The sequence below is a fragment of the Phyllobacterium zundukense genome (assembly GCF_002764115.1).
Classification (GTDB): domain Bacteria; phylum Pseudomonadota; class Alphaproteobacteria; order Rhizobiales; family Rhizobiaceae; genus Phyllobacterium; species Phyllobacterium zundukense.
This window is the reverse complement of sequence record NZ_CP017940.1, coordinates 3,018,426-3,037,054: the sequence shown is the minus strand read 5'-3', so window position 1 is coordinate 3,037,054 and position 18,629 is coordinate 3,018,426. Positions and strand designations below refer to the sequence as shown.

General features: G+C 56.4%; 21 protein-coding genes, 1 tRNA gene and 1 riboswitch. Of the genes, 14 read left to right on the top strand and 8 right to left on the bottom strand.

Features of this window, described 5'->3' with window-relative positions; genetic code table 11:
• The first annotated feature begins 145 nt into the window (after nucleotides 1–145).
• Nucleotides 146–1,927, top strand: a complete 1,782-nt coding sequence (locus tag BLM14_RS15250; RefSeq protein ID WP_100000179.1) for a glycosyltransferase — start codon at nucleotides 146–148, stop codon at nucleotides 1,925–1,927.
• Nucleotides 1,928–1,935: 8 nt separating this feature from the next.
• Here the strand turns inward: BLM14_RS15250 and ppk2 are convergent, their stop codons facing one another.
• Complete coding sequence (gene ppk2 / locus BLM14_RS15245; protein ID WP_100000178.1) at nucleotides 1,936–2,850, bottom strand: polyphosphate kinase 2; 915 nt, start codon at nucleotides 2,848–2,850, stop codon at nucleotides 1,936–1,938.
• Between the two features lie 84 nt (nucleotides 2,851–2,934).
• Here ppk2 and phoR point away from each other — a divergent pair, with 84 nt between their 5' ends.
• Nucleotides 2,935–4,203, top strand: a complete 1,269-nt coding sequence (phoR, locus tag BLM14_RS15240) for a phosphate regulon sensor histidine kinase PhoR (protein WP_100000177.1) — start codon at nucleotides 2,935–2,937, stop codon at nucleotides 4,201–4,203.
• A 62-nt stretch (nucleotides 4,204–4,265) separates the two neighbouring features.
• Here the strand turns inward: phoR and BLM14_RS15235 are convergent, their stop codons facing one another.
• Nucleotides 4,266–4,790 (bottom strand): GcrA family cell cycle regulator, encoded by a 525-nt coding sequence (locus BLM14_RS15235; RefSeq protein ID WP_100000176.1) that lies wholly within the window; start codon nucleotides 4,788–4,790, stop codon nucleotides 4,266–4,268.
• 470 nt (nucleotides 4,791–5,260) lie between these two features.
• Here BLM14_RS15235 and BLM14_RS15230 point away from each other — a divergent pair, with 470 nt between their 5' ends.
• The 4 genes from BLM14_RS15230 to BLM14_RS15215 are packed head-to-tail and all read left to right on the top strand — an operon-like array spanning nucleotide 5,261 to nucleotide 8,640.
• The gene (locus BLM14_RS15230; protein ID WP_100000175.1) at nucleotides 5,261–6,466 is read left to right on the top strand and encodes an aspartate aminotransferase family protein; all 1,206 of its coding nucleotides are present in this window, start codon (nucleotides 5,261–5,263) and stop codon (nucleotides 6,464–6,466) included.
• Between the two features lie 11 nt (nucleotides 6,467–6,477).
• A complete protein-coding gene (argF, locus tag BLM14_RS15225) occupies nucleotides 6,478–7,416 on the top strand; it encodes an ornithine carbamoyltransferase (protein ID WP_100000174.1) in 939 nt (312 codons plus the stop codon).
• Complete coding sequence (locus BLM14_RS15220) at nucleotides 7,361–8,410, top strand: Hsp33 family molecular chaperone (protein ID WP_100000173.1); 1,050 nt, start codon at nucleotides 7,361–7,363, stop codon at nucleotides 8,408–8,410. Before argF ends, BLM14_RS15220 begins: the two co-directional genes overlap by 56 nt.
• 17 nt (nucleotides 8,411–8,427) lie before the next feature.
• Complete coding sequence (locus tag BLM14_RS15215) at nucleotides 8,428–8,640, top strand: alkylphosphonate utilization protein (protein WP_100000172.1); 213 nt, start codon at nucleotides 8,428–8,430, stop codon at nucleotides 8,638–8,640.
• Here the strand turns inward: BLM14_RS15215 and BLM14_RS15210 are convergent, their stop codons facing one another.
• On the bottom strand, nucleotides 8,641–8,937 hold the full coding sequence (locus BLM14_RS15210) for a hypothetical protein (protein ID WP_100000171.1): 297 nt from the start codon (nucleotides 8,935–8,937) through the stop codon (nucleotides 8,641–8,643).
• A complete protein-coding gene (gene apaG / locus BLM14_RS15205; RefSeq protein WP_100000170.1) occupies nucleotides 8,937–9,329 on the bottom strand; it encodes a Co2+/Mg2+ efflux protein ApaG in 393 nt (130 codons plus the stop codon). The genes BLM14_RS15210 and apaG overlap by 1 nt, the downstream gene beginning before the upstream one ends.
• Before the next feature lie 151 nt (nucleotides 9,330–9,480).
• Between apaG and BLM14_RS15200 the strand changes: the two genes are divergently transcribed.
• Nucleotides 9,481–9,816, top strand: a complete 336-nt coding sequence (locus BLM14_RS15200) for an MmcQ/YjbR family DNA-binding protein (protein WP_100000169.1) — start codon at nucleotides 9,481–9,483, stop codon at nucleotides 9,814–9,816.
• Nucleotide 9,817: 1 nt separating this feature from the next.
• Here the strand turns inward: BLM14_RS15200 and BLM14_RS15195 are convergent, their stop codons facing one another.
• On the bottom strand, nucleotides 9,818–11,011 hold the full coding sequence (locus BLM14_RS15195; protein WP_100001353.1) for an O-succinylhomoserine sulfhydrylase: 1,194 nt from the start codon (nucleotides 11,009–11,011) through the stop codon (nucleotides 9,818–9,820).
• Between the two features lie 62 nt (nucleotides 11,012–11,073).
• A riboswitch (SAM riboswitch) is annotated at nucleotides 11,074–11,153 on the bottom strand.
• A gap of 82 nt (nucleotides 11,154–11,235) precedes the next feature.
• Here BLM14_RS15195 and BLM14_RS15190 point away from each other — a divergent pair.
• The 5 genes from BLM14_RS15190 to BLM14_RS15170 all read left to right on the top strand — a co-directional run bounded on the left by BLM14_RS15190 (nucleotide 11,236) and on the right by BLM14_RS15170 (nucleotide 14,861).
• On the top strand, nucleotides 11,236–12,327 hold the full coding sequence (locus BLM14_RS15190; protein WP_100000168.1) for a 2'-deoxycytidine 5'-triphosphate deaminase: 1,092 nt from the start codon (nucleotides 11,236–11,238) through the stop codon (nucleotides 12,325–12,327).
• A gap of 63 nt (nucleotides 12,328–12,390) precedes the next feature.
• Nucleotides 12,391–12,464, top strand: a tRNA-Gly gene (locus BLM14_RS15185).
• A 93-nt stretch (nucleotides 12,465–12,557) separates the two neighbouring features.
• Nucleotides 12,558–12,824: a DUF6460 domain-containing protein gene (locus BLM14_RS15180; protein ID WP_100000167.1), complete on the top strand. Its 267-nt coding sequence runs from the start codon at nucleotides 12,558–12,560 to the stop codon at nucleotides 12,822–12,824.
• A gap of 86 nt (nucleotides 12,825–12,910) precedes the next feature.
• On the top strand, nucleotides 12,911–13,408 hold the full coding sequence (locus BLM14_RS15175; protein WP_100000166.1) for a CAP domain-containing protein: 498 nt from the start codon (nucleotides 12,911–12,913) through the stop codon (nucleotides 13,406–13,408).
• Nucleotides 13,409–13,505: 97 nt separating this feature from the next.
• On the top strand, nucleotides 13,506–14,861 hold the full coding sequence (locus BLM14_RS15170) for an MATE family efflux transporter (protein ID WP_100000165.1): 1,356 nt from the start codon (nucleotides 13,506–13,508) through the stop codon (nucleotides 14,859–14,861).
• Here the strand turns inward: BLM14_RS15170 and BLM14_RS15165 are convergent.
• Complete coding sequence (locus BLM14_RS15165) at nucleotides 14,858–15,946, bottom strand: quinone-dependent dihydroorotate dehydrogenase (RefSeq protein WP_100000164.1); 1,089 nt, start codon at nucleotides 15,944–15,946, stop codon at nucleotides 14,858–14,860. The two genes, BLM14_RS15170 and BLM14_RS15165, sit on opposite strands and share 4 nt — an antisense overlap.
• Entirely contained in the window at nucleotides 15,943–16,290 is a 348-nt protein-coding gene (locus BLM14_RS15160; RefSeq protein WP_100000163.1) for a DUF952 domain-containing protein, read from the bottom strand. Before BLM14_RS15160 ends, BLM14_RS15165 begins: the two co-directional genes overlap by 4 nt.
• Nucleotides 16,291–16,425: 135 nt before the next feature.
• Here BLM14_RS15160 and BLM14_RS15155 point away from each other — a divergent pair, with 135 nt between their 5' ends.
• Nucleotides 16,426–16,866, top strand: coding sequence for a hypothetical protein (locus BLM14_RS15155; RefSeq protein WP_100000162.1), 441 nt, complete (start codon nucleotides 16,426–16,428; stop codon nucleotides 16,864–16,866).
• A 124-nt stretch (nucleotides 16,867–16,990) separates the two neighbouring features.
• Nucleotides 16,991–17,434 carry a VOC family protein gene (locus BLM14_RS15150; RefSeq protein WP_100000161.1) on the top strand — a complete coding sequence of 148 codons (444 nt, stop codon included), beginning with the start codon at nucleotides 16,991–16,993 and terminating at the stop codon, nucleotides 17,432–17,434.
• A 42-nt stretch (nucleotides 17,435–17,476) separates the two neighbouring features.
• Here the strand turns inward: BLM14_RS15150 and pip are convergent, their stop codons facing one another.
• The gene (pip, locus tag BLM14_RS15145) at nucleotides 17,477–18,427 is read right to left on the bottom strand and encodes a prolyl aminopeptidase (RefSeq protein WP_100000160.1); all 951 of its coding nucleotides are present in this window, start codon (nucleotides 18,425–18,427) and stop codon (nucleotides 17,477–17,479) included.
• Nucleotides 18,428–18,629 lie beyond the last annotated feature (202 nt).

The window sequence follows — 18,629 nt, the reverse complement described above, 5'->3', positions numbered from 1 at the left end:
TTTTAAAATGGTAGTATTAAGCATCGCTGATTTTTGTCTATACCGAGAGCCGGTAGCGAAGGTGGGGGGCCTTCGTCCCTAGTGGTCCTTCGTGAGATTGCGAGAGATAGAGGTTTCGCTCGCGGTGCGGCTTTGCCGCGCTCGAATGCCGAAATCGTTGATTATTGGAGCATTCAGGCAGGCTTTCGTCAACGGTACGTCGTTCATTGAGGAACTCTACGCGTCGGGGAAAATCTACCAAGCACTGATTGCGCGTTGTATAGCCGAGGAAGTGGGGTTGGTATTTGAAGACATACCCGCGGATGTGCGTGTCGTCCTTCCCACTGGTTCAGATTTGGTTGCTTTGCGCGATATAAGGCACACGGTCGTTCTGACCCCTGACGACACCACGCTGATCTATATGGTGCCGACAATGAGCGATATTGAGGTGATCAAGAGAAATCTTCCGGAAAGTCCCAATATTGCGGCACGCCTCAGGGTAACGACGCCATCAGTTTTGGCTGGATTCTTGCGATCAAGCCACGAAAAAAACCTTGTTGATGGGGCCATCCGCATGGTCGAAATGACCAATTCCGAACACTCGGCAAGGATTGTTGCCACCGGCAAACAAGGGGCGGCGATCGGTGTGCTCATCGCCTCCTGCTTGTTCACGCTTGTCCTTAATCCGCAGCTGCTCTGGTTGCTATTGCATGTCCTTTTCTCGCTGTTTTTCTCTGCGTGCATTTTGTTGCGGCTTTTTGCACGCAACAACATTGGCAATGTGGAAGGTCGATCAATACAAACCTTTTCTCCGGCAGATTTACCGACCTACAGCGTCATGATTGCACTTTACCAGGAAGCGGATGTGATCCCGCAGTTGGTAACCGCGATGATGAAACTCAATTGGCCGCGATCGAAGCTGGAAGTTCTTTTTCTGTGCGAGGCAGACGACTGTGCGACGATTGCGGCACTTCAAGCTGAAATCTTGCTCCCGTGCTTCAGGATCATCCCCGTTCCCTGTGCTCATCCGCGCACCAAGCCTAAAGCACTAAATTATGGGCTGCAGCTGGCAAAGGGCGATCTCGTCGTTGTCTATGACGCTGAAGATCGTCCACATCCGGATCAGTTGCTGGAGGCCTGGCGGCGCTTCACAACGAGCGGCGAAAATCTTGGCTGTGTGCAGGCGCCTCTTGTAATAGTCAATGCCTATGAAGGGTGGCTCGCACGCCTGTTTGCCTTTGAATATGCCGTGCACTTCCGCGGGATTCTGCCATGGCTGGCTCGGAACGGGTTCGTGCTGCCCCTTGGCGGAAGCTCGAACCATTTCCGCCGTGATTGTCTGGAGACCACCGTCGGTGGCTGGGATCCATTCAATGTAACCGAGGATGCTGAACTGGGCACCCGGCTCGCCCGTCATGGGTTGCAGGTTGATATGCTTTCGCTGCCGACGTTTGAAGATGCGCCAGTCGATGCCGGTGTCTGGCTGCGACAGCGGACACGTTGGCTAAAGGGATGGATGCAGACGTGGCTCGTGGAGATGCGGCACCCTGTGCGCCTTTTGAATCAACTCGGAATTCAGCGTTTTGTGGTCTACCACCTGTTGGCGACGGGAATGATTGTTTCCGCGCTACTTTATCCGATGATGCTCGTTTTCGTCGCACTATCAGCCTGTTACCTTGCCTTTGCTGATACAACAGCGACGCAACCCGTGCTTCTCATCATCGATCTTCTCAATATTCTGATGGGATATGTGTCATTTCATGCATTAGGCAGCCGCGCCTTGAAGCGGGAAAAAATGCCAGGGCTCGTACTGCCCTGGATACCACTATATTGGCTGATGATATCGGCGGCCGCCTGGCGTTCATTGTGGCAGTTGCACAATGCTCCATTCCTCTGGGAGAAAACGCCGCATCGCCCGGCAAAGACCAGGGTGGTGGCAAATCAATAGTTCTGGCCCTAGATGAATCCCGGCCCAGAGCCGATGATCAGTGCATCTTCATTGCCGATCACATCGAGGTCTCGCCCCTTGTAGGGCAGACTTAACAGGATTCGCCGGATGACCGCAATTCGCGCACGGCGCTTGTCGTTTGCCCGTACAATCGTCCAAGGAGCATGCTCCGTATGGGTCCGCCCAAACATTTTGTCGCGTGCTTTGGTATAGTCATCCCACTTCTTGGCGCCCTCGATGTCGATGGGGGAAAATTTCCAGTTTTTGAGAGGACTGTGACGGCGATCGTGAAAACGCTTCAGCTGCATGGTTTGGCCGATGTTGAGCCAAAACTTGAAGAAATGGATACCATCGGCGACGATCATGCGTTCGAACCGCGGGACTTCTTCCAGAAATGATTCATGCTGCTCCGGTGTGCAGAATCCCAGCACAGGCTCGACGCCAGCACGATTGTACCAGGAGCGGTCAAACGTCAGGAACTCGCCGGTGGTCGGGAAGTGCGAGACGTAGCGCTGGAAATACCATTGGCCGCGTTCGGTCTCGCTCGGCTTCGGCAGGGCGACGTTGCGTGCGGAGCGTGGGTTCATGTATTGGCGCAGATTGAAGATCGTTCCGCCTTTACCGGCGGCATCGCGGCCTTCGAACACGCACATGACGCGGCCGCCAGTATCCTGCAGCCAGTATTGCATCTTCACCAGTTCGATCTGCAGGCGCTCAAGTGTGTCGGCATATTCGCTGTTGGGCAGCTTTTCCGTATAGGGAAAGTCGCCAGAAGTAAGAGCGCTGTCCTCGATCCAGTCGGGTAGTTTTGGATCGTCTATGTTGAAGGTGCGTTTCTTGCCGTCAATTTTCAGTTTGAGCGTGGTGTCGATCGTTTGCGACTCGCCGGATTTCTTTTTTGAATCTTTACCCACGTCGTTCATCCTCAATTGACATAAAGCCATGTTATTGGGAGAGCGGTGTATCGTCCAGAGCCTAAAAAGCTCGACAGGGCAGGAGTTTAGCGCATGAGCATATGGGGGCAGGAAGGTAGCGGCTTGCGGCGACGAGCGCTGGAGCGGATCATCCGGGCACGCTATATCCTGGGAACTGCCGCATTTCTCACGGTACTGGTGCTGAACTCCGGCGCGTCATCGTGGTTGAGCTTTGCCGTCCTGATGCTGGTACTCCTTGCTGTCGTGATCCTGTCGGCAAGCCTGCCGCGCGCCGACAATCAGAATGCAGCCGCACCAGCAAGCAACACTGCGATATTCCGCCTGTCCGGCCAGCAGCTCGCCGAGCAGCTGCCTGACCCGTTGATCATATTCGACCATGATGGAACAACCCTCTACGCCAATCCAGCCGCGGAAGGGGCGTTCGGGTCATTGACCCGCGGAGGTACGCTTCTCATGCATTTCCGGGCGCCTGAGATGCAGGCACTGGTTCAGTCAGTCATGGCCGACGGAATGGCGCGATCAGTGGACTATTCCGAGCGCGTTCCGGTTGAACGCTGGTACCGCGCAACCGTGCTGTTGCTCGATCAGACCGGTCGGGCAGACAGGCAATATCTGCTTTCGTTCCGGGATCTGACGGAAGCCCACCGGCTGGAGCGGATGCGTTCGGACTTCGTCGCCAACGCCAGCCACGAGTTACGCACCCCCCTGGCTTCGCTGAGCGGCTTCATCGAGACTCTGCGCGGTCCGGCGCGCAACGATGAGGCAGCGCGGGATAATTTTCTTGAGATCATGCAGAAGCAGGCGGAACGTATGGCGCGGCTGATCGACGATCTGTTGTCCCTTTCCCGCATCGAAATGAAGGCGCACATCGCCGTCAAGGATCAGGTGGATCTGACGACGATTCTCAGCCACGTGGCTGATTCCATGCGGCCACTGGCCGCCGGCCTCGATGTGGAGATCGAACAGAACATTGATCCAGGGCCCATAAAAGTTCTTGGCGACCGGGATGAACTGACGCAAGTCTTCCAGAACCTTGTCGAAAACGCCTGCAAGTATGGTCAGTCTGGCAAGCGGGTGATTATCGAGCTGAAGCAAAGCAGTGAGGACATAAGGGCGACGGTTCAGGATTTCGGACCGGGAATCCCGGATGAACATATACCGCGCCTGACCGAGCGATTTTATCGGGTAGATGTCGAGACAAGCCGTGCCCAGAAAGGAACAGGTCTTGGCCTTGCGATCGTCAAACATATCCTGACGCGGCATCGCGCCAGGCTGGTTGTCCGTTCGCGCGTCGGTGAAGGATCGTCTTTCACCGTCGTGTTCGGGCAACAGAGAACGTGATGGGCACATTCGCCAAAAAAGAAGGCGCCTTTCGGCGCCTTTAGCGGAAAGAATGGTGGCGATTACCGGACGCGGCGGCGGTCCGACGCTGGCTGGTAGGCCAGGCGTGAATGATATGTGCAATAGGGGCCGGATTCGCCCACATCATTGCCGCAGAAGTTGAAATCCGGCTGAAGCGGATCACCAACAGGCCACTTGCACGTACGTTCGCTCAGCTGCACCAGCTCGAGCCGGCGCGAAATCGGCACGACAACATCAGTCACGGTTTTCGTGACAGTGTGGGTGACGAGATCGGTGCTGTATTCGGTCTGCAGGGCCGTTGCGCCGATGCTGCGGCTGACAACCCGGCTTGTCATATGACCGGAAGAGCCGCCGCTGCGCTGGCCGCCGGAAGCGCTTGTGTTGACCTTCTTGCTGCGCGTCTGGGTTGAGGTGGTTTTGCCTCGTCCCGACAGCTTCAATCGATGCACCTTGCCGATGACGGCATTGCGGCTGACGCCGCCCAGTTGTGCTGCGATCTGGCTTGCACTCAGACCTTCGGCCCAAAGTTTCTTCAGCTGTTCTACGCGCTCATCTGTCCAGTTCATCGTTCCCTAGCTCCATATGGGGCTCTGTTTTGTGCGGACTCCGGACTGAATCCTTCCTCGCATCTGGATTGCTCCAGATTGGTTGGATACCATATCTATTCAGATGACGAAGACGCCGCACGAAATCTAGCTATTTCGTTTCTCAAGCTACAATATGCGATGACTCTGTGACAAGAGTCGGGCACCGGTTGTGCCAAGCTTTTTTGGGTTTTCCCCAACTTGCGCGATAAACTGTTGCATAAATGACGTTTTGTGGAGTCGCCGGCAAACGATCCGAACATTTCGCGTTTAAGTTGCAAAGCCTGGCCCGGAAGTGTTCATTTGACAATTGCAATCCGAATGATGATATTACTTGCGTGTGGCCGCCCCCAAAAATGGCATTGTGGGGCGGCTTTTTGATTTCATCGCTGCCGATTCCTTCTTATGTATCAGCAGATTTGCCTAACTGGGTTTTGGAGGCCCGAACCGATATGACGGACGCAAACGCGCAACCGCTTTACGACACTTTTGCTCGTGCGGACCTGCGCTTTGAGCGAGGTGAGGGCGTATGGCTTGTGACCGAGGATGGCGATCGTTATCTCGATTTCGCTGCCGGTATCGCTGTCAATTCGCTTGGTCACTCGCACCCGCATCTCGTCGAGACGTTGAAAAGTCAGGCTGAGAAGCTGTGGCACGTCTCCAATATCTATGAAATTCCCGGCCAGAGGCGTCTGGGGCAGCGCCTGGTCGACAGCACGTTCGCAGATAAGGTCTTCTTCACCAATTCCGGCGCGGAAGCGCTGGAGTGCGCGATCAAGACTGCGCGGCGCTACCATTATGTCAACGGCAATCCCGAGCGGTTCCGCATTATCACCTTTGAAGGTGCGTTTCATGGACGGACGCTGGCAACGATCGCCGCCGGTGGTCAACTGAAATACCTCGAGGGGTTCGGACCAAAGGTCGAGGGTTTTGACCAGGTGCCGTTCGGCGACGAGAAGGCACTGAAGGCCGCAATCGGCCCCGAGACGGCAGCCATTCTGATCGAGCCGATCCAGGGTGAGGGCGGCGTTCGTTCGGTTCCGGACGACGAGCTGCGTGCTCTGCGCAAGCTTTGCGACGACGAGGGGCTTCTGCTGATTCTCGACGAGGTCCAGTCAGGTGTTGGCCGTACAGGTAAGCTTTTTGCCCACGAGTGGTCCGGAATTCAGCCGGACATCATGGCCGTTGCCAAGGGTATTGGCGGCGGATTTCCACTTGGTGCATGTCTTGCGACCGCGGAAGCTGCCAAGGGCATGACTGCCGGGGTGCATGGCACGACCTTTGGCGGTAATCCGCTGGCCATGGCAGTTGGCAACGCCGTACTCGACGTCATTCTCGAGGAGGGGTTCCTTGAGCATGTGCAGAAAATTGCGCTGGTCATGAAACAGGGGCTTGCCTCGATTTCCGATCGCTATCCCAACGTGATTTCAGAGGTGCGTGGCCGCGGCCTGCTGATGGGCCTGAAATCCGTGGTTCCGAACACGACGATGGTCCAGGCCTTGCGCGATGAACATATGTTGACGGTGGGTGCCGGTGACAACGTCATCCGCCTCCTGCCACCACTGGTTGCAACAGAAGAGGAAGCGCGCGACGCTCTCTCGAGGATCGAAGCCGCAGCTGAACGCTTGTCTCTGACGGCCACACAGAAAAGCGCGTAGGAAAAACGGTCATGACAATCAAGCAGGACCTCCGGCACTTCACGGATATATCAGCGCTTTCCTCAGGCGATCTGCGTTCCATTCTCGACGATGCCAGGGCACGCAAGACGCGGCTGAAGGCAGGCAACATCGAAAAACCCTTCGCAGGCAAAGTGCTGGCGATGATATTCGACAAGCCCTCGACCCGTACACGCGTGTCCTTCGATGTCGGCATGCGCCAGCTTGGCGGCGAGACCATCATGTTGACTGGCTCGGAAATGCAGCTTGGCCGCAGCGAAACCATTGCCGATACGGCCAAGGTGCTGTCGCGCTATGTCGATATCATCATGATGCGCACGACAACGCATGAACGCCTGATCGAAATGGCGGAAAATGCGACTGTTCCGGTCATCAATGCGCTGACCGATGATACGCATCCATGTCAGATCATGGCCGATATCATGACGTTCGAAGAGCATCACGGACCGATCAAGGGCAAGACCTTCGCGTGGACCGGCGACGGCAACAATGTGTTGCATTCGCTGGTCGAGGCGGCGGCGCGCTTTGATTTCAATCTTAATATTGCGACCCCGGAAGGCAGCGAGCCCGCCAGCAAATATCTGGAATGGGCCAGAGGCGCAGGTGGCAAGATCAAGTTGACCACCGATCCGATTGCGGCGGTCGAAGGCGTTGATTGCATTGTCACCGATACGTGGGTTTCAATGGGGCAGGAGGGGCGCGCACGCGGCCACAACGTCTTCATGCCCTATCAGGTCAACGACGCCCTGCTGAAGCATGCGGATCCCGACGCACTGTTCATGCATTGCCTCCCCGCTCATCGTGGCGAGGAAGTGACGGACTCCGTCATCGACGGTCCGCACTCCGTTGTCTTCGATGAGGCCGAAAATCGCTTGCATGCGCAAAAGGCCATCCTTGCCTGGTGTCTCGAAGGAGGTCGCCCCAGTGTCTGATACTGCAATCCGCCCCGACGAGTATATTTTTGCCGGCGATGACGCCGTTGTACCATTCCAGGTCGAAGAGCTGGATGCGCGCGGACGCGCGGTGCAATTGGGGCCTGCGCTCGATGATATCTTGAGCCGTCACGATTATCCGGAGCCGGTCGCAAAACTGCTGGCTGAGGCGATTGTCCTCACTGTGCTGCTTGGCACGTCATTGAAATTCGATGGCAAGTTCATTTTCCAGTCGCAATCCGATGGTCCGGTCGACATGCTGGTTGTTGACTTTCGCACGCCGAATTCAGTGCGTGCCTATGCGCGCTATGACGAGGAGCGGCTGGCGGAAGCCATGGCAGAACGCCGGATTTCACAGGAAGAGTTGATGGGCAGCGGTACGCTGGCCCTGACGGTCGACCAGGGCGAGTACACACAGCGCTATCAGGGCATCGTTGCGCTCGATGGCTCCAATCTCGAAGAGATCGCCAAGACCTATTTCCGCCAGTCAGAGCAGATACCCACCGATGTGCGGCTGTCGGTTGCCAAGCTGATCGAGCGGGGCGATGACGGCAAGCCGGTCGAGCAGTGGCGCGCTGGCGGGCTGATCATCCAGTTCCTGCCTGAATCCGAGATGCGCATGCGCCAGCGTGATCTCCCGGCCGGCGACGCGCCGAATGCCGGGGAGGATGATGGGGATCTGGTCGAGGACGACGATTGGGCAGAAATCAAGGCTCTCATCGCGACGATTGAAAGCTCGGAACTGACCGATCCGCAGGTTGGTGCCGAAAGGCTGCTATATCGCCTGTTCCACGAGCGGGGCGTTCGCGTCTTCGAAGCCGTGACGGTGAATGACGATTGCTCGTGTTCGCGTGAGAAAATCGCCGGCGTGCTTTCCGGTTTTACTGCCGAGGAGATCACGGACAGCATTGAAGAGGGCAAGATCAGCGTGACTTGCGAATTCTGCTCCACCCAATACGAATTCGATCCGGCAGAATTCCTGCCGAAGAACTGATAAATGGAAATGCCATCATGGAAGTGAGAGACAGCAACGGTACCGAACTTCAGGATGGCGATTCCGTGACTTTGATCAAGGATCTGAAGGTCAAGGGCACATCCGAAACGATCAAGCGCGGCACACTCATCAAGAATATCCGGCTGACCGGCCGTGAAGGCGAAATCGAGTGCAGCACCAAACAGGTCAAAGGTCTGGTTTTGAAGACGGAGTTCCTGAAAAAGGCCTGATCAGCCCCGCATTGGTGCGGTCACTTCGTGGGCAACAGTCACCACGATGAGAATGACGATAAATGCACAGATAATCAGCCAAAGTGGCCAGGCCCTGGTGGATTTCTTTGCCAATAGGCCAACGATCAGGCCGGGAACCAGCACCAGCGCAAGCAATTGGCTGATGGCCTCGGCGCCGGTCTTAAGGCTGGGCAAGGTATAGCCAAGAAAAAACGCCCCTATCGCCAGCGCAAAGGCGACAACCGAGCAGGCCAGAGCCTTGATATAGGGGGACTGCGTGCGTTCGGTCTCCAGCATCAGTTCAATGTCCGCAACTGGTCGGGGAGGTCGAGGGAGAAGGCCGGAATCTCGATGTCAAAGCGTTCCCCGGCATCGGTTTGCATCGTATAGCGGCCGGTCATGACACCCGATGTCGTCGTCAGCGGGCAGCCCGACGAGTACTGGAAACTATCGCCGGGGTTGAGAATAGGTTGCTCACCGATCACGCCGGGTCCCCGCACTTCTTCCACATGCCCATTGCCATCGGTGATTTTCCAGTAGCGCGCGCGCAATTGTACCGTTCCCTCGGATTCATTGGCTATGGTGATCCGGTAGCCCCATACATAACGGTTCTCCTCCGGATTGGATTGCTCCTCCAGATAGAATGGTTCGACAGTTACTTCGATATCACGCGTGATCGCTCTATACATGCCTGCTCTCAGTCTATGTCCCTGATATCGCGACTCAAAGCCGTCGCGTCAACCGTCCATTGGAACGCCCGCGTCTAAATCATTCGTGATCGGCCGATTTATCGTTAATATAGTGACGAAAGCTGTTCCGTGGAGCTAAGCAATAATATTGATGAGTCCCGAAGCTTTCGCAGAGATGGCGCTTTCATTTCCTGAAACTATTCAGGGGAGTCATTTTGACACGACTGATTTCCGTGTGAGCGGCAAAATCTTCGCAACGCTCCGCCCTGAAAAGGAGCGTGGCGTACTGTCGCTTTCACGCGGCGACCAGGAACTTTTACGCGAAACTTCGGGAGAGATGTTCGAACCGGTGCCGGGAAGCTGGGGTGAGAAGGGGTGGACTTTCGTTATACTTCACAGCGCCGACCCGGACGCCGTGCGACATGCCATGGCTATGGCCTGGAGGAAGGCCGCGCCGAAATCAGTCTCGGCGCGGCATGTTCTATGACTTAACGTGCAGCCTTGAGCGCAGTGTCGAGATCTTCGATCAGATCGTTCACGTCTTCCAGCCCGACTGAAAGTCGCAGCAGGCCATCGGAAATGCCCAGCTCGGCGCGTGCCTCATCGGTGAGGTTCTTGTGTGTCGTCGTGGTCGGATGAGTAATCAAGCTCTTTGAATCGCCGAGATTATTGGAGATCTGGATAATTTCCAGGGCGTTTTCGACGTCAAACGTCGCCTTCTTTCCGCCTTTGACCTCGAATGCAATCAGCGTTGAGCCCCCGCTCATCTGCTTGGCGACGATGTCGGCCTGAGGGTGGTCAGCGCGGCCCGGATAGAGAACTTTCGTGACCGCTGGATGGTCGGCAAGGAAATCGGCGATCTTCGCTGCATTCGCGGTTTGCTGCTGGACGCGCACAGTTAGCGTTTCGAGACCCTTGAGCATTACCCATGAATTGAACGGGCTGAGACCTGGGCCTGTATGGCGGAAGTATTCATGGAGATTTTCATCGATCCACTGTTTGTCGGATAGGATGATCCCACCCAGACAGCGGCCATGGCCGTCAATGTGCTTGGTCGTCGAATAGATGACAATATGCGCGCCGAGCTCCAGGGGCTTCTGGAACAGCGGCGTTGCGAAGACATTGTCGACGATCAGCTTGGCGCCGACGGAATTGGCAACTTTTGCCACGGCGGCAATATCGATGACTTCCAGCGTCGGATTCGTTGGGCTTTCGAGGAACAGCACCTTCGTATTGGGGCGGACGGCCTTCTGCCAGTTTTCGATCTTTGAGCCATCGATCAGGGTGAAGTCGACGCCATATCGTGGAAGCAGTGTCTCGATAATGTAGCGGCAGGAGCCAAACATTGCGCGGGCTGCTAGAACGTGATCACCCGCCTTGACCTGACAGATGATTGCTGCAGCTACAGCTGCCATGCCCGACGCCGTGGCGCGCGCGTCTTCTGCGCCTTCCAGAGCGCACATGCGCTTTTCAAACATGTCGGTCGTCGGATTGGCATAGCGGGAATAGATGAAACCTGGCTCTTCGCCTTTGAAACGGGCCTCAGCAGCCTCTGCACTGGGATAGACAAAACCTTGTGTCAGAAACAGGGCTTCCGATGTCTCGCCGAAACCGGAGCGCAAGGTTCCGGCGTGGACAAGATTTGTTGCGGGGCGCAGCTTGCGGGTGGTCGTCTTGGTCATCGTCTTCTCAATCTGCCAGAATCTGGCCAATAAAAAACCGGCCTTGCGTGAATCGCAAAAAGGCCGGACGAGACCGGGCCTCTTTTAGCTAATTATTTAACGTGGCTGCAAGCCGGCCGGCCAAATCACCACGGGATAAATTTGCTTTAATCCTCTTGGCGGCTTGCGTCAATCGGGTGAGACGCTAAAGCTTTTGTCTCTTTAATAGGATTGCGGCGGACTAGATGAACAGACGTGAAGCGGGCATTCTGGCGGATAGTGGTATCAGGGCACTGCATCAGGCAGGCGCGCTTAAAACCGAACGCGACTTCGACAGCGACCAGATCCAGCCCGCCAGTCTCGATCTGCGACTTGGGCGACGAGCCTACCGCGTCCGCGCCAGCTTCATGCCTGGGCCGGGAACGCCGGTTATCGACAAGCTGGATCGTCTGAAACTGCACGAGATCGATCTGACCGAGGGCGCGGTTCTTGAGACCGGTTGCGTTTATATCGTGCCCCTGCTGGAAAGCCTCAGCCTGCCCGCCGAGGTATCGGCCTCAGCCAATCCAAAAAGCTCGACGGGACGCCTCGATATCTTCACGCGCGTGATCGTTGATGGCGCGCAGGAATTCGACAAGGTGCCTGCGGGCTATCACGGCCCACTCTATCTCGAGGTAAGCCCGCGCACCTTCCCGATCGTGGCACGGACTGGATCGCGCCTGTCGCAGATACGTTTCCGCACGGGGCGGGCTCAGCTGGAAGAGATCGAACTGACGGCTCTGCACGCTGCGGAAACCTTGGTTGCGTCCGACACGCCCAATATCTCCGGCGGCGGCATCGCACTGTCGATTGACCTGACGGGCGACAAGAATGGCCTTGTGGGCTATCGCGGCAAGCACCACACCGGCGTCGTCGATGTCGACAAGCGCGGCGTGCACGATCTTTTCGATTTCTGGGAGCCAATCCATGATCGCGGTTCACGCGAGCTGGTGCTTGATCCGGATGAGTTTTACATTCTCGTTTCGCGCGAGGCAGTGCATGTGCCGCCGCTCTATGCCGCCGAAATGACACCCTTCGATCCGCTGGTGGGGGAGTTCCGCGTGCATTATGCCGGTTTCTTCGATCCGGGCTTCGGTCACACGGCAGCAGGCGGAACGGGAAGTCGCGCGGTTCTCGAAGTGCGCAGCCACGAAGTGCCATTCATTCTCGAGCACGGCCAGATCGTCGGCCGGCTGATCTACGAGCACATGCTGGAACGACCCAAGGCGCTTTATGGCACCGATCTCGGTTCCAACTACCAGGCGCAGGGGCTGAAACTCTCCAAGCATTTCAGGTGACATGAATTGAAAGCAAGGTGCAGCTTGACAACGGCGGCATTTGACGAACACTGATAAACAGATGCGGGTGTAGTTCAATGGTAGAACGGCAGCTTCCCAAGCTGCATACGAGGGTTCGATTCCCTTCACCCGCTCCACTTTCTTTGCAGCCTCATGCATTGGCTTGAACCCAACCGCATATCGCCATATGTCATGTCAGAAGCATTGCCATCGCCAACACTGGAGAAAACATGTCCGAAGGAATGAATCGCTTTTTGGGTGATACGCCGGGCCGGGTCCTCTTGAAACTCATCGTGGTTTCCCTTGTTGTCGGCGTCGTGATGAGCACCTTCGACTGGTCGCCCATGGATATTCTTTATGGCGTCGAAAATTTCGTCCGGCGCATCTGGAATCTCGGCTTTGGTGCAATCGAGCGCTTTGCGGCCTATTTCATTCTGGGCGCTGTTGTTGTCATTCCCTGCTTCATCATTCTGCGGCTGCTAAGCTACAGACGCTGACCACAAAATTCCCCTGAATTCGGTCCTTGGCCCGAATGGGCCACAATTGCTGAATATCAGCATGTGGTCTCATTCAGGAATTGCCAATGTCCGAAAAGAAATCTCACCTGTCGCGGCGCAACTTTTTGGGTTTCGCCGGGATGACTGCTATTTTGCCACTGGCTGCCTGCCAGACCGTGACGCGCACGCCCGGCAAAAGTGCGGTGGCCTCGTCATCCGCCAGCTCCAATATGCAGGCGATCCGCTCCGCGAGTGGGCTCGGTGGATTGTCCGCCAACTCAGCGCTTGAGCGCGCCGCCTTGCAGCAAGCGGGTTACATGGCAAGCGCAGGTCGCATGAGCCACACGACGAGTTGGGGCCGCGGCTTTGCTTCTCGTGTCAGAGACAACGAGATCCGCGGTTTGGCCGCTGAAAATATCGCGGTGGGCAGCATGGACATGGACGAGCTTTTCGCCAGATGGATGGCGTCGCCACCGCATCGGCGCAACATGCTGGATCCGAAATTTACCCGTTTCGGTCTGGCCTATGCGGAATCTGCAAATGGCAGCACCAAACGTTATTGGGCCCTTGTGCTCGCCGCTTAGACTATTGGCGCATCAAGGTGTGGATAGCGCTGGAAAAGATTATTGTCCGGTGGCATAGAGCACTGACAGCTAAACGGCTCAATCTCCGGTGCCCCGCATGACGATCGAAGCTTCCACTCCGCCAGGATTAAAGGTTGTTCGCCCATTCGAGGTAACCAACCGGCTGATGCTGGCAATCACCATACCGGTCATGCTGGCGTCGCTCACGACACCGCTGCTTGGTCTCGTCGATATGGCCGTGATTGGTCAACTTGGTGATCCGCATTTGCTTGGCGGCCTTGCCATTGGCGCTCTGGTCTTCGACTTCCTGTTCTCTACGATGAATTTCCTGCGCTCCGGCACAACTGGCCTGGTGGCGCAGGCCATGGGCCGGCATGACGGTGTGGAACAGCAGGCAGTGTTCTGGCGCGCCATCGGCATTGCCGTGGTCGTGGGAATCCTGTTCATCGCCGCAACGCCGCTGGTGCTTGAAGCGACCATCAGCTTCATGAACCCTGACAAGGCCGTCGCGGATGCGATGTCGACCTATGTCTCGATACGCCTCCTGTCATCGCCGATGGCACTTGGCAATTTCGTTGTGCTTGGGCTGCTGCTGGGGCAGGGCAAAGCCATGCAGGGGCTTTATCTCCAGCTCCTGCTCAACGGCGTCAATGTCGTGATGACTGTTTGGCTGGGTCTCGTCATGGGCTGGGGCGTCACGGGTATTGCCTGGGGCACAGTGCTCGGCGAAAGCGTGGCGCTGCTGGTCGGTCTCTCTGTGATTTATCTGCAATTTCGTTCCGTGCCCAATCCAACCCGCGCGCGCATCCTGGACGTGCACGAAATCCGCCGCATGTTCGCAGTCAACCGGGATATCATGCTGCGGTCGTTCTTCCTGCTTATCGCCTATGCCTATTTTACCCGCGCAGGAACGCAGGCAGGTGCGGTGACACTGGCGACCAACGCTGTTCTGATGAATTTCCTGCTGATCTCAGGCTACCTGATCGATGGCGTGACCACTGCTGCCGAGCAGGTTTCCGGACGCGCTGTCGGTGCGCATTATCGTCCGGCATTCGACCGCGGCGTCAAGCTGTCATTCCTGTGGGGAATGATCCTCGCGACGTTGATGGCGATATTCTTCCTCATCTTTGGCGATGCGATCGTAGCGTTTCTGATCAAGTCCGACGAGGTGCAGTCGATGGCGTCGCTCTATCTGCCTTGGGCTGCAATGGCACCGGTTGTCGGCTTGCTGGCTTTCCATATGGACGGTGTATTCATCGGTGCAACATGGTCACGCGACATGCGCAATATGATGATCCTGTCGCTGCTTGGCTACTTCGCCGCCTATTTCATCCTGCCGCGCTTCTTCGGCAATCACGGTCTGTGGCTCGCGTTGCATCTGTTTTTGGGTCTACGCGGCCTTTCGCTCTTGTTGATTCTGCCAAGCCGGGCCCGACTGCAATTTGCAGATTAAGCAGGAATTGCTCTGCCCGCCCAACTCGCCATGTCGCAATCGCGTAATGCTGCGATTGTGGTGACGCCATCCCGTTTCAGAGCCGCGGACAGGCCTTTGACGATCTCACCTGCCAAACCAGGACCTCGATATATCATGCTCGTATAGAGCTGGACGAGATCCGCGCCAGCGCGAATTTTCGTGATTGCAGCCGCAGCACTGTCGATGCCACCAACCCCGATCAGCGGCAGTTCGGGACCAACGCGCTGGCGCATTTTGGCGAGCACAATCGTCGATCGTTCGAACAGCGGCACGCCAGAAAGACCGCCTGCCTCGTTAGTGTTTCTGGTGCTCTTGAGACCACTGCGTGACAGCGTCGTATTGGAAATGATCAACCCGTCCAGTGGGTGCAGGGCAATTTCGGCGGCAATCTCGTCGAGATTGGCTTCGTGCAGGTCCGGCGCGATCTTGAGGAAGACGGGGCGCCTTACGCCGGCTTGTACCTCGCGTGCCTCGAGCACCTTGCCCAGCAATTCCTTGAGACTGTCTCGCGCCTGGAGATCACGCAACCCCGGTGTATTGGGAGAGGAGATGTTGACGGTGAAATAGCTGGCCAGCGAGTGGAATTTCCGGATACCAGCCACATAGTCGGCGACCCGATCAGTGGAATCCTTGTTGGCACCGATATTGACCCCGACGATCCCTGCATGGGAGCGCCGGTGGGTCAGACGGCGAAACGCTGGCTCATGGCCTTCATTGTTGAAGCCAAGCCGGTTGATTACCGCATTGTCCTCGACAAGGCGGAAAATGCGCGGTTTCGGATTGCCGCTCTGTGCGAGCGGCGTCAGCGTGCCGACTTCGGCGAAGCCAAAGCCGAGGTTCAGTAGCGCGTCCGGCACTTCGGCATTCTTGTCATAGCCCGCGGCCATGCCCAGCGGGTTAGGAAAGCTGAGGCCAGCGACGGTGACGCGCAATGCCGGGTCGTTCTGCGGTGTGCAAGCGGGCACTAATCCCGTTTTCAGTGCCTTGATAGAAAGCCCATGTGCGTCCTCTGGATCGAACGAGAACAAGACCTTGCGGCCGATCGACTGGAACAATCCGCTCATGCCTGCAACTCCGGAAACGCGTGTTTGCCATCGTTGCCGAGTGGCAAGGGTTTAACCCAGAGCACAGTTGCGAGCGGCAGTGATGCATGAAGATGCGGGAAGAGGTCGCCACCGCGCGAGACCTCATATTTGAGCGCATCGCCCAGGCGATCGGCTTCAACGGCTATGAGCAGGAGGTCGTTCTGGCCAGCGAAATGTTTTGCTGCCGTCTCCACAGCCTGTGCGGCGGTCGAAAAGTGGATACAGCCGTCCGCATGGTCAATGGGCGCACCATCAAACACCCCCTTCGCTTCGGCAGCCTGCCAAAGCGCGCGCGGGGCAATCTTGTAGATCAGTTGGGTCATAAGCGCCCTTACTAGACGTAAATCCGCAATGCGCAAAGGCTAGACTAGCTCCGGTAACAGAAATCTCGTCGCATTTCCGATTTTCGGCGTATTATTTCGCCAAGCTTGCGAAATGCAAACGTTGGAGGTCTAGCCATGTCACGAACACGCACTCTGTTCTTTGCTCTTGCGGCTGCATCCCTGTGGTCATGTGCCGCGATGGCGCAAGAAACGACGACCTACACACTGGAAAAAACCGACAATGGCTATGTCCGCATGAATAACAAGACCGGCGAGATGTCGATCTGTCAGGAGAAGTCGGGGCAACTCATCTGCAAGCTTGCCGCTGAGGAACGAGCCGCCTACGAAGAGGACATAGCCGATCTCAAGACGCGGGTTGCAAAGCTCGAAGAGACAGTGGCAAGCATGGGCAAGATTCCACCGGTTGTACGCGATGCCCTCCCATCGGATGAGGAGTTCGAAAAGGGGCTGAGCTATATGGAGAAATTCATGCGCCGCTTCATGGGAATTGCCAGGGAATTCGGTAATGACAACAAGGATACGAAACCCGAGCAGCCGACACCGCAAAAGACGTGAATGCTGACTGCTGAATGGCAGGAAAGTGGCAGGAGCGTGACTCGGTTTCAAGCAGTTTGTTCTTGATTTGTTCGGAAATTTAGTAGACTTTAGTCGCTCGGGATTCTTCTCTAGGAGCGGTAAGATGATTGCAGTGCCAACACTGATTGGAGAGGTATCGATAAGGCTTTTTGTACGCCATGGAGACCAGCAGAAAGCCCTGGATTTCTATGAAAATGTCTTCGGCGCCAAAGTTGTCGGCTACCCTTATCTGCACAACGGCGAACTGATTGCTGCCGAATTGCGCATGGGTGCGTCGGTGATCATGATTGTCGGTGCCAATCCCAAGCGCGATGCGGACGCTTCACTCGGCGGTCCGCGGTCGGTTCACGCCATTGGCGCAACGCCTGTCATGCTTGATATCCATGTGGACGATGTTGACCGGGTGATGCACCATGCAGTCGCCGAAGGCGGCAGTTTGCGCAATGAGGTCGAAACGCTGGACAGTGGTGATCGCGCCGGCGTGCTGACCGATCCGTTTGGTCACCTCTGGGTTGTCAAGTCGCAGCGCAAGCATCTGGCGGCTTAGGGGGAAGCAACCGGCCAATTCCGGCCGGTTGCAAGACGAACGTCAGGCGGCAAACCGCCTCGTCGCAGCGACCAATTCATGAACGATGCCGGGTTCGCTGACCGCGTGCCCCGCATCTTCCACAATGCGCAGATCTGCCTCCGGCCAGACCTTTTTCAGATGCCAGGCATTAAGCAAAGGCGTGCACATATCGTAGCGGCCATGCACAATGATGCCAGGAATCTCGCGGATCAGATGTGCGTTGCGCAGCAACTGATCGTCGGTGTCGAAAAAGCCCTTGTTATAGAAGTAATGACATTCGATTCGGGCGAAAGCGATGGCGAAATGATCGCTGGCGAAAGCCTCTTCGCGCGCCGGATCAGGGAGCAGGGAGAGAGCCGAACCTTCCCACCGCGCCCATAATTTGGCGGCGGCCAAACGGACACTGGGATCCGGATCCGTCAGGCGTTTGTAATAGGCGGCAATCATGTCGCCGCGTTCCTCCTCAGGAATGTGCTCCTGATAGGCTTCGAAACGATCGGGATAGATGATGCTCGCACCATTCGAATAGAACCATTCGATCTCGAAACGCCGGATCATGAAGATGCCGCGCAGGATCAGTTCGCTTACTTGTGCGGGATGCGTCTGTGCGTAGGCCAGACCGAGCGTCGAGCCCCAGGAGCCGCCGAAAACCTGCCACTTGTCGATGCCCAAATGATTGCGAATACGCTCCATGTCGGCGACCAGATCCCAGGTCGTGTTTTCCTCCAGTTCTGCATGCGGCGTTGATTTCCCGCAGCCGCGCTGATCGAAGAGGATGATACGGTAGCGCTCCGGGTCGTGTAGGCGCCGCATTATAGGATTGATCCCGCCGCCGGGTCCCCCATGGATCATGATTACGGGTTTACCGTCAGGATTGCCGCATTCCTCCAGATGAATGCTGTGCAGTTCAGACACTTCAAGCATCTGTTCCAAATAGGGCTGGTTCTCAGGGTAAAGAGTATTTGTAATCATGCATCCCACTTTCAAAAAATATTCCCCACAACAAATAATCGCTCGGGAATACGGTTTTGCCAAGGCAAATGAATGAGCTAGCCTTAGCGGTTGGACCTTTGACGCCATTTAAAACTTTAACGCGCGCCAAATTGCTCTTGATATATCAGGCGAATTGGATTTAGTCGTTAGGATTAGAGCTTTTGGATTACGACCGCTGTGA